This is a genomic window from Xenorhabdus sp. PB30.3, from assembly GCF_963895965.1.
GTDB classification, from domain to species: Bacteria; Pseudomonadota; Gammaproteobacteria; order Enterobacterales; family Enterobacteriaceae; genus Xenorhabdus; species Xenorhabdus stockiae.
Window position 1 is genome coordinate 1 of record NZ_CAWQMW010000028.1, and the last position, 9,473, is coordinate 9,473.

9 protein-coding genes are annotated in these 9,473 nt (G+C 42.1%); 6 read left to right on the plus strand and 3 right to left on the minus strand.

The window, feature by feature from the left end; translation table 11 throughout:
* Positions 1-191: 191 nt before the first annotated feature.
* Positions 192-536 carry a DUF6694 family lipoprotein gene (locus AACX38_RS02910; RefSeq protein WP_228865683.1) on the plus strand — a complete coding sequence of 115 codons (345 nt, stop codon included), beginning with the start codon at positions 192-194 and terminating at the stop codon, positions 534-536.
* Positions 537-555: 19 nt separating this feature from the next.
* Here AACX38_RS02910 and AACX38_RS02915 read toward each other — a convergent pair whose 3' ends face one another.
* Complete coding sequence (locus AACX38_RS02915; RefSeq protein WP_228865684.1) at positions 556-1,080, minus strand: SprT family zinc-dependent metalloprotease; 525 nt, start codon at positions 1,078-1,080, stop codon at positions 556-558.
* A 103-nt stretch (positions 1,081-1,183) separates the two neighbouring features.
* Positions 1,184-2,338 (minus strand): methionine adenosyltransferase, encoded by a 1,155-nt coding sequence (metK, locus tag AACX38_RS02920; protein ID WP_099122616.1) that lies wholly within the window; start codon positions 2,336-2,338, stop codon positions 1,184-1,186.
* 1,078 nt (positions 2,339-3,416) lie between these two features.
* Here metK and speA point away from each other — a divergent pair.
* Positions 3,417-5,321, plus strand: coding sequence for a biosynthetic arginine decarboxylase (gene speA / locus AACX38_RS02925; protein ID WP_099122617.1), 1,905 nt, complete (start codon positions 3,417-3,419; stop codon positions 5,319-5,321).
* Between the two features lie 54 nt (positions 5,322-5,375).
* Here speA and AACX38_RS02930 read toward each other — a convergent pair whose 3' ends face one another.
* The gene (locus tag AACX38_RS02930; RefSeq protein WP_228865685.1) at positions 5,376-6,035 is read right to left on the minus strand and encodes an alanine--tRNA ligase-related protein; all 660 of its coding nucleotides are present in this window, start codon (positions 6,033-6,035) and stop codon (positions 5,376-5,378) included.
* Positions 6,036-6,447: 412 nt separating this feature from the next.
* Here AACX38_RS02930 and speB point away from each other — a divergent pair, with 412 nt between their 5' ends.
* The 4 genes from speB to AACX38_RS02950 all read left to right on the plus strand — a co-directional run bounded on the left by speB (position 6,448) and on the right by AACX38_RS02950 (position 9,368).
* Positions 6,448-7,374: an agmatinase gene (speB, locus tag AACX38_RS02935; RefSeq protein WP_228865686.1), complete on the plus strand. Its 927-nt coding sequence runs from the start codon at positions 6,448-6,450 to the stop codon at positions 7,372-7,374.
* Between the two features lie 256 nt (positions 7,375-7,630).
* A complete protein-coding gene (locus AACX38_RS02940; RefSeq protein WP_099122620.1) occupies positions 7,631-7,828 on the plus strand; it encodes a hypothetical protein in 198 nt (65 codons plus the stop codon).
* A 198-nt stretch (positions 7,829-8,026) separates the two neighbouring features.
* Entirely contained in the window at positions 8,027-8,512 is a 486-nt protein-coding gene (locus tag AACX38_RS02945) for a YbhB/YbcL family Raf kinase inhibitor-like protein (protein WP_228865687.1), read from the plus strand.
* 58 nt (positions 8,513-8,570) lie between these two features.
* Entirely contained in the window at positions 8,571-9,368 is a 798-nt protein-coding gene (locus tag AACX38_RS02950; protein WP_228865688.1) for an L-threonylcarbamoyladenylate synthase, read from the plus strand.
* Positions 9,369-9,473 lie beyond the last annotated feature (105 nt).

The window sequence follows — 9,473 nt, forward strand, 5'->3', positions numbered from 1 at the left end:
GCTTATATTATGGATTTTTCAGGTGTCTATTGAAAATATTGTAGAATAAAAATAGCTTAATCTAAAAAAACAAGATGATAGTAAACAATTTGTAAATAATATTTATTTAATAATAATTTTTTGAGTTAAGTGAGTTTATTTTTATCGCTCTCTGCTATTATTACACTACAGATAATTGGGCGGGGTTGATTATGAGAAAATTGTTAGTAATTTGTTTATTGGGTTTTACATTAGCAGGGTGTGAGAAGCCGCTGAAGATTGATGGAACGAATGGAATAGCGGTAAAAACATCCATCGAAAAGATCAGGGATACCCTACCTGAAGATAAAAAACTAAAATTTGATGATTCATTGAATATTGTTATGTTTCATAATATCGATTTTGATGAACTGTTTAAGAACAACAAGCAGGGGAAAATAAAATATGATGCTATGGAAAACCTGGAAAAAAGCTTTTACCAATCATTGAATGGGAAAACCGCTGATCAGATTATTAATGAAGCAGAAAAAATTAAGAAAAATAATAAAGCGCCCTGATTGTGGGGCATTTGAGCGGTTATTTAGGCTTATCTGGTTTATTTTTTCCCAAAAGTGTTAATCGTTCCCCACATTGTCGGCAGACATAGCAACTTTTACCTCTGAGCACCTTATTATGTTGCCTGATGCTTAATTCGTGCTGCTGACAGTGACAGCCATAGATGAATATCTTGCTGCAAACGGAGTGTACTGAAAATTGATGGGTTCGGTTGGCAGGTACTTTAAACACGGTTTCCATAATATAACGCCACTCTTTGCCGTGAGGTGCGACCTTGCCAAACTGATGATAAACCAATAGATGAGCTAATTCGTGGGGGATGACTTCATCAATAAACGACTGCTCGTTTTCAATGAGCAAAATTGGGTTAAGACGAATTTCCCAATCTTGTAAACGAGCACTTCCTGCGATTGTCCCTCTTTGCTGGTAGGTCACACAGGGTTCAGGAAACGTTTGCTGAAGGAATTCATTGGCCTGAATCATTTTTTGCCGTAAAGCGCGCATGACTGCTTGCTGTAGTGGAAGAGGAACCTTAACGGATTTCATAAACAGCGATAATTCTGTGGTAACTTAATTTGAATAGTAACTTAACATAAAAAAAGCCCGCTTGTTATGAGCGGGCTTTTTAATATTGCTTAATATTGCAGGATTATTTCAGCCCGGCTGCATCACGCAGGATTTCAGCTTTATCTGTTGCTTCCCACGGGAACTGCTCACGACCAAAATGACCGTATGCCGCAGTATCACGATAGATTGGATGCAGTAGATCCAGCATTTTGATCAGCCCATAAGGGCGCAGATCGAAGAACTCGCGTACCAGCTGAACCAGTGTTGATGTTGGCACTTTTTCAGTTCCAAACGTCTCAACCATGATAGAAGTTGGCTCAGCAACACCGATAGCGTAAGAAACCTGAATCTCACAGCGATCAGCCAGACCTGCGGCAACGATATTTTTAGCCACGTAACGTGCTGCGTAAGCCGCAGAACGGTCAACTTTAGATGGATCTTTTCCTGAGAATGCTCCACCACCGTGACGTGCCATACCACCGTACGTATCAACAATGATCTTACGGCCTGTCAGACCACAGTCACCCATTGGGCCACCAATCACAAAACGGCCTGTTGGGTTGATGAAGTATTTGGTCATTGGAGTGAGCCATTCTGCTGGTAAAACAGGCTTGATGATCTCGTCCATAACTGCTTCTTGCAGCTCTTTCTGACCGATTTCTTCTGAATGCTGAGTAGAAAGTACAACGGCATCAATGCCGACAATTTTGCCGTTGTCATACTGGAATGTAACCTGACTTTTGGCATCCGGACGCAACCAAGGCAGTGTATTGTTTTTACGTACATGTGCCTGACGCTCAACCAGACGGTGAGCATAGGTAACCGGTGCTGGCATAAGAACATCGGTTTCATTGGTTGCATAACCAAACATCAATCCCTGATCACCTGCTCCTTGCTCCAGAGGGTCAGCTCGGTCTACACCCTGATTGATATCAGGAGATTGCTTACCAATCGCGCTGATTACTGCACAGGAATTAGCATCAAAGCCCATATCTGAACTGGTGTAGCCAATCTCACGTACTGTATTACGGGTAATTTCTTCGATATCAACCCAGGCGCTGGTAGTGATTTCACCACCAACCATAACCATGCCGGTTTTCACATAAGTTTCGCAGGCTACACGAGCTTTAGGATCTTGTTCTAGGATTGCATCAAGAACAGCGTCGGAAATTTGGTCGGCAATTTTATCTGGATGACCTTCTGAAACAGATTCAGAAGTAAAAAGGTGTGTAGTCATTATATTTCGATACCTTAAATATAATCTTGGTTTAAGGGTGGATGTTTTACCATCTAGACGGCTAGTCTAAGTCAGTATCACTAAATATACCAGTTTTTTTGGTTTCAAATACCTTCTGTTGCGTGACATTTTGGATTTCTTATCTGTCATTCCTTGAAATGTGCAGTTTAAAGAAATCTAACTTCTTGCGCGTTATCTCTTTGTGTGTTGTTGATGGGCCAGTTTATTCTTTTGTGCCCTAATATCTCCCGGAATTGACGGCATACAAAAAATAACTATTTTCTTTATTTTCAAATTGTTATTTTGTTGGTGGGGTTTATTTTTCCATATGACAGGTTAAAACCACCGTCTTTAGACGGTGACTTTGACTTTAATGTTTTGACCTATGCGCGTTTACGAGGTGCGTGGTTCGACGACTTTCAGTCGTCGGCACCGAAGTGCGCTAACCCACCTACTTCAGTAGGTGGTAGTTAAGTTATCCAAATGAATAGTGATGGAAGTGTTTTATATTAGTAAGAGATTGTTTACTTTCTATAAAGATAACGATGGAAATTTATCGGATATGCTTATCTATATCTGTTAGGCATCAATAAATTTCATTTTGCAATTTTGTAGGATTACAGGTATAAACAGCGCCCTATAACTGATAGGTTTTTTATACTTCAGGTTATAGGCGTTTGCCGGATACGTTTTATGCGTGTTCTGCGTCTCATCAATTGAGAAACGGCTTTCGTAAAGCCATGTGGGGTGAATGGGGTTATGAACCATTATTTGCTGCTTGTTAACAACCGACAGCCACATTATGCCATTGATGTATCCACATCTTGTTCCTTTCTTATCAATATGAATTCATTCCGATGTTACCTGAAACATTCGAGTAGACAGGTCGCTTCGGACAGAAGCCGTATTACCAAACCGTAAATATACATATTGTTTAGCTTCCTCTAAACGTTTTTATAATTTAAGAGCATGCTATTCCCTGACATTTATAAATGCGCAAGATACGCACACTAAATATAGTGTCTTGGGTTATTGACTACAGGTGAAGGCAAACCTCTACTCCATGAAGGAGACTGCCATGAATGATAATATCGCTCGTAAAATGCGCCAGACTTACAATATTGCATACTGGGGCGGCAACTATTACTACGTCAATGATCTGGGTAATGTCAGTGTTTGTCCAAATCCTGATTTGCCGGAAGCTCAGGTTGAGATTGTTGATCTGGTAAAGAAAGTTCAACAAGAGAAAAAACAATTACAGTTGCCAGCATTGTTCTGTTTTCCTCAGATCCTGCAACATCGTTTGCGTTCCATTAATGCCGCCTTTAAACGTGCGCGTGAATCATATGGTTATAAAGGTGATTACTTTCTGGTCTATCCGATTAAGGTGAACCAACAGCGTCGCGTGATTGAATCACTGGCTAATTCTGGCGAACCTGTCGGTCTGGAGGCTGGCTCGAAGGCTGAGCTGATGGCTGTACTGGCTCATGCAGGTATGACACGGACTGTAATTGTCTGTAATGGTTATAAAGATCGTGAGTATATCCGTCTGGCACTGATCGGTGAAAAACTGGGACACAAAGTGTATCTGGTCATCGAGAAAATGTCTGAGATCGCAATGGTGCTGGAAGAAGCGGAACGTATTAATGTCGTACCTCGTCTTGGTGTGCGGGCGCGTCTTGCTTCACAGGGAGCGGGCAAATGGCAGTCCAGTGGCGGGGAGAAATCCAAATTTGGTCTGGCGGCAGCACAGGTTCTACAACTGGTTGAAACTCTTCGATCAGCCGGAAAACTGGATAGCCTACAATTGTTGCATTTCCATCTGGGTTCCCAGCTGGCAAATATCCGTGATATAGCAACAGGTGTGCGCGAATCAGCCCGTTTTTATGTCGAGCTGCATAAACTGGGTGTCAACATTCAGTGTTTTGATGTGGGAGGAGGACTGGGTGTTGATTATGAAGGTACACGTTCCCAGTCAGAATGTTCCGTTAACTATGGCCTGAATGAATACGCGAATAACGTTATCTGGGGAATTGGGGATGCCTGTGAGGAAAATGGCCTGCCACACCCGACTGTCATCACAGAATCTGGTCGTGCATTGACGGCTCATCATACCGTTTTAGTCTCCAATGTTATTGGAGCGGAATGTAATGAATTCACCGAAACGACACCACCGGCAGAAGATGCTGCACGTCCTCTGACAAGTTTGTGGGATACATGGCTGGAAATGCGGGATGATGGCTACAAGCGTTCTTTGCGTGAATGGCTGCATGATAGTCAGTTTGATCTGTACGATGTTCATACCCAGTATGCCCACGGAATTTTGAGTCTATCTGAGCGAGCTTGGGCAGAAGAATTATATCTAAATATCTGTCGCCGTATTCAGCAGGATCTTGATCCAAGTAACCGTGCTCATCGTCCGATCATTGACGAATTACAGGAGCGCATGGCTGATAAACTCTATGTGAACTTTTCCCTGTTTCAGTCCATGCCGGATGCCTGGGGGATCGATCAGCTGTTCCCGGTTCTGCCACTTGAAGGGCTGGACAAGCCGTTGGATCGTCGCGCTGTTTTGCTGGATATCACTTGTGACTCTGACGGTATTATCGATCATTATGTTGAAGGTGATGGTGTGGCAACAACAATGCCAATGCCAGCCTATGATCCGGAAAATCCGCCACTGATCGGTTTCTTTATGGTTGGTGCCTATCAGGAAATTCTGGGTAATATGCATAACCTGTTTGGTGATACTGCGGCTGTTGATGTCTACGTTAGCGAAAACGGTGAAGTGACTTATCAACAGAGTGAAGAGGGCGATACAGTTGCTAATATGCTGCAATATGTGAAACTGGAACCTCAGGTACTGCTGACCCGCTTCCGTGATCAGGTGAAATCGACCGATTTGGCTGAAAATCTACAGGAACAATTCCTGCAAGAGTTTGAAAGTGGCCTGTATGGTTATACTTATTTAGAAGATGAGTAATTTTCATTAGTCGTTAACTGAATAAGCGCTGTGACAGGCGCTTATTCGAAAAAATTAAACTAATTTAATCTCTATTCGGTTTAATCCTTTCCCTTTATTCTTTCTGGATAATTTAACTGTTCCTATTTCGTTTGTATTACTCACATGCGTACCGCAACAAGGCATTTCTATTTCGTTACAACACCATAATCTTATGTCATCCTGATACTTGAAGAATATCTGGTGCCCTTGACTGATAAAGCGATTCACTTCTTGTTCCAGTGCAGAGAGGGATTGAGGATCAATATTCTGTGTAAGGAAATAGTCTGCACGATCTTTTTCATTATTAACAAAAGAGCCTTCGACAGATAAAAAAGTGGGCATTTTTCGCATGAAGAATTCAACAATATGGCTGGCAGTATGCAACCTCATTGTATTCAGTCTTCTGGTACTATCGATTTTCCCCTCGATTTTTTGCCCGATACTGAAAGTATCAGTTGTGACATAGTGTCTTATCGGAGCACTAAAATCTAATTTCCCTTCATCGGTATTATCCACATGTACAGCGGTTACCGGATATTCGTCAATGGAACCAATATCGAAATCCTGATTCCCGGAAAGAGGATAAAATAATGTTTGATCCAGAACTATGTGATCATCACCTACATAGATGACAGTAGCTTCGAAGTGTTTTTCGTAGGGAATTTCGTCAAATAATCGTTTTGTTGAAAGCATGGTTACACTCTTTATATTAAGAATAAAAAAATAGAATCAAAAAAGACGATAACTACGATGATTTAGCTAGAGATTCAATCAAAAAGTAAAATTACCGGAACAGCGGAGACTATTCAACGATTCTTATAGAATTTGTGTAATGGGAGCATGGTTATTGTGTACTAAATTAAGTTGTTACATTTTTTTCCAGATAGTTGCCGCGCTTATTTCATCTAATTACCTCAAAAGTGTAGCAAGAAAAAATGATGTCTAATACTATATGCCCGAATATTGGTAGGTATGAGTAATTATCTGTTTTTTGATATTAATTGGTTGTTTTTAAAGGTTATTTAAAAAGTCAGACTTCTTGTGAAGTTAGCGTAATGTAATCAAGCCCTATGTTAATTAAACACAAGGCTTTAGAGGATATATTATGAGTATTAGTTCCTTAGGAAACCAAATCGATAACTCTCTGGTTTCAAACGCCTTTGGCTTCCTGCGCTTTCCGTTGAATTTCCAGCCTTATTCCGGTGATGCGGAGTGGGTTATTACCGGTGTACCCTTTGATATGGCAACATCCGGTCGGGCTGGTAGTCGCCACGGGCCGGCCGCTATTCGTCAGGTCTCGACAAATCTGGCTTGGGAAAGCAGCCGGTGGCCATGGAACTTCAGCCTGCGCAAGCGCCTGAATGTGGTTGATTGTGGTGATCTGGTCTTTAATTTTGGTGATGCGCAGGATATGAGCGATAAACTACAGGCTCATGCTGAGAAAGTGCTGGCATCAGGCAAAAAGATGCTGACTTTTGGTGGCGATCACTTTGTCACATTACCGCTGTTGCGCGCTCATGCGAAACATTTCGGTAAAATGGCTCTGGTTCATTTCGATGCTCATACCGATACTTATCCTAATGGCAGTAAGTTTGATCACGGTACGATGTTTTACCATGCGCCAAACGAGGGATTGATCGATCCGGCGCATTCTGTCCAGATTGGGATTCGTACTGAACACGACACAGATAATGATTTCACAGTATTAGATGCGGGGCAGGTGAATGATCGCAGCGTCGAAGATGTTGTCGATCAGATCAAATCTGTTGTCGGCGATCTGCCGGTATACCTGACTTTTGATATTGATTGTCTTGATCCGGCATTTGCGCCCGGTACAGGAACGCCAGTGATCGGTGGTTTGACTTCAGATCGTGCGCTGAAAATTCTGCGGGCTCTGCAACCGCTGAATATCGTTGGAATGGACGTGGTGGAAGTTGCTCCTTCCTATGATCAGTCAGAAATTACCGCGCTGGCGGCAGCAACAATCGGTCTGGAATTACTGTATTTGCAGGCTTCGAAAAAATCAGTTTAGTTTCAACCGCGATTATAATCTCTATTTTGAAAGTTCCTCTTAATGCTGTAATAGCACTCGCTTAAGTGAGTGCTATTAAGGCTGCCATTTATATCTATAAAAAGAAAATCAGTAGTAATTTCGGATGGCATCTTGGCATGTCGGTTTTGTTGTATCTCACGGATTATCCTTCCAAAAAATGAGACAAGTAAAAGATGTTAGGCTATAGTGGTGCATAGTAATTTCATTAATTAACTATAACTTAAAGGTATTAAATATGCGCATCTTATGGTTTGTTGTAATTATTGGTTCAGTCTTAGGACTCATAATGGGGTTACTGCCAGCGTTATTTTTGTCTAACAGTGCTCCCCAAGAAGCCGCTGGAGCAGCGATTGCAGTTGCATGTTCGGTAGTACCTTATTGCATTGCCCGAGCTGTTAGTATGCTGAACAGAAATTCAAAAAAAGACGATTAATGATAAGCAGTATTAACCTTAGTGAATATTTTAGGCCAAGGATGGCTTATTATTTAGCTCTTATTCTAGACAAAAAGTATCCCCAAACGCACCTATTGTTCCCAAATTGAAACAATCCCGCAAAACCATCGCTTAACCTTGCAGCATCGAAAAACTGCGTTAGGATGTTTTAAAAGGCATTCTTATGAGGATACAAGCATGATAATCACTTCAACTGAATTTAAGAATAATGATTTCCTGAGCAAAGAGCAGGAATTCAATGAGTTTGGTGGTAACGGTGGTAATCGCTCACCTGAGCTTGCCTGGGCAGATGCGCCGGCCGGAACAAAAAGTTTTGCGGTCACGGTTTATGATCCTGATGCCCCAACGGGCAGTGGTTTCTGGCATTGGGTGGCATTTGATATTCCGCTGGAAATACAGGCTTTGTCCCCAGATGCCGGACGGAGTGATGGCAGCAAATTACCGGCTGGCATTATTCAGAGCAAAAATGATTACGGGCAGTTTGGTTTCGGTGGAGCTTGTCCGCCAGAGGGAGATAAAGCCCATCGCTATATTTTCACGGTACATGCCATGTCGGTAGAAAAACTGGGTATTGGCGCTGAAATAACAAATGCGGTCGCACGTTTTATGATCTACGCCAATAGTCTGGCAACCGCCACTATTACCGGGTATTACCAGCGTTAACTGATTCATTATTTTCCGGTTTTAAGATCTTCAGTTTATAAAAAAAGGGTATCAATATATGAGCAGCAATTCTTTTTCTTCTCCAAAGAAAGTTCAATGGAATCAGGGATTACAACAGGAAGCAGTCGAGAGCCTGTCTAATGATGGCGGAATGATTGTCTGCCCAACTAAAGTGGGTTACATCATTATGACGTCCGATGCGAAAGGGCTGGAGCGCAAATTTGAGGCTAAGCAGCGCAATCGCAATAAGCCCGGAGTTGTATTGTGTGGATCTCTGGAGCAATTAAAAGAGCTGGCTCAGCTTAACCCGGAAATTGAAGAGCTTTATCAGAAACACTGGGATGCAGATGTGTTATTGGGCTGTATCCTGCCGTGGAAAGAAGAAGCGGTTAATCGTATTCCTGATGATGGTTCCAAAGAGCTGATGATGGATGGCCGTGGTACAAGCTGTTTTGTCATTAAATTTGGTAAGCCCGGTGAAATTCTGGCGAAAGAACTGTGGGAAAAATACGGTAAATTCTCTTTCGCCAGCTCAGCTAATCCATCAGGCAAAGGTAATCGTGGTTTGGTTGAGTGTATTGGTGAACGCATTGAAGAGCGAGCAGATCTGATTATTACTGCCAATGATTATGTGAAATCTATTCAGCCGAATGAGACTGAGCAAACCCGCTATGAGCAGGGTGTGATGATTTCAATGGTAGATGACAACGGTAAATTAGTACCGATACAAAATGGTCAGCGTGATATTACACCGTGCCCGGTATTGATCCGTAAGGGACTGGATGTCCATAAGATCATGGTAATAATGTCTGATATTTTCACGACATGGGATTACCGTCACGGCAACTATTATTAACCCGAATTCTGGATAAAAAATTGACGTGAGGCCTGTTCCAGGAGCAAAGTTTTGGTGAAAGCCGAAAACCACTCCGGAGAGGAACAGGCTATGAACAAATTAGTT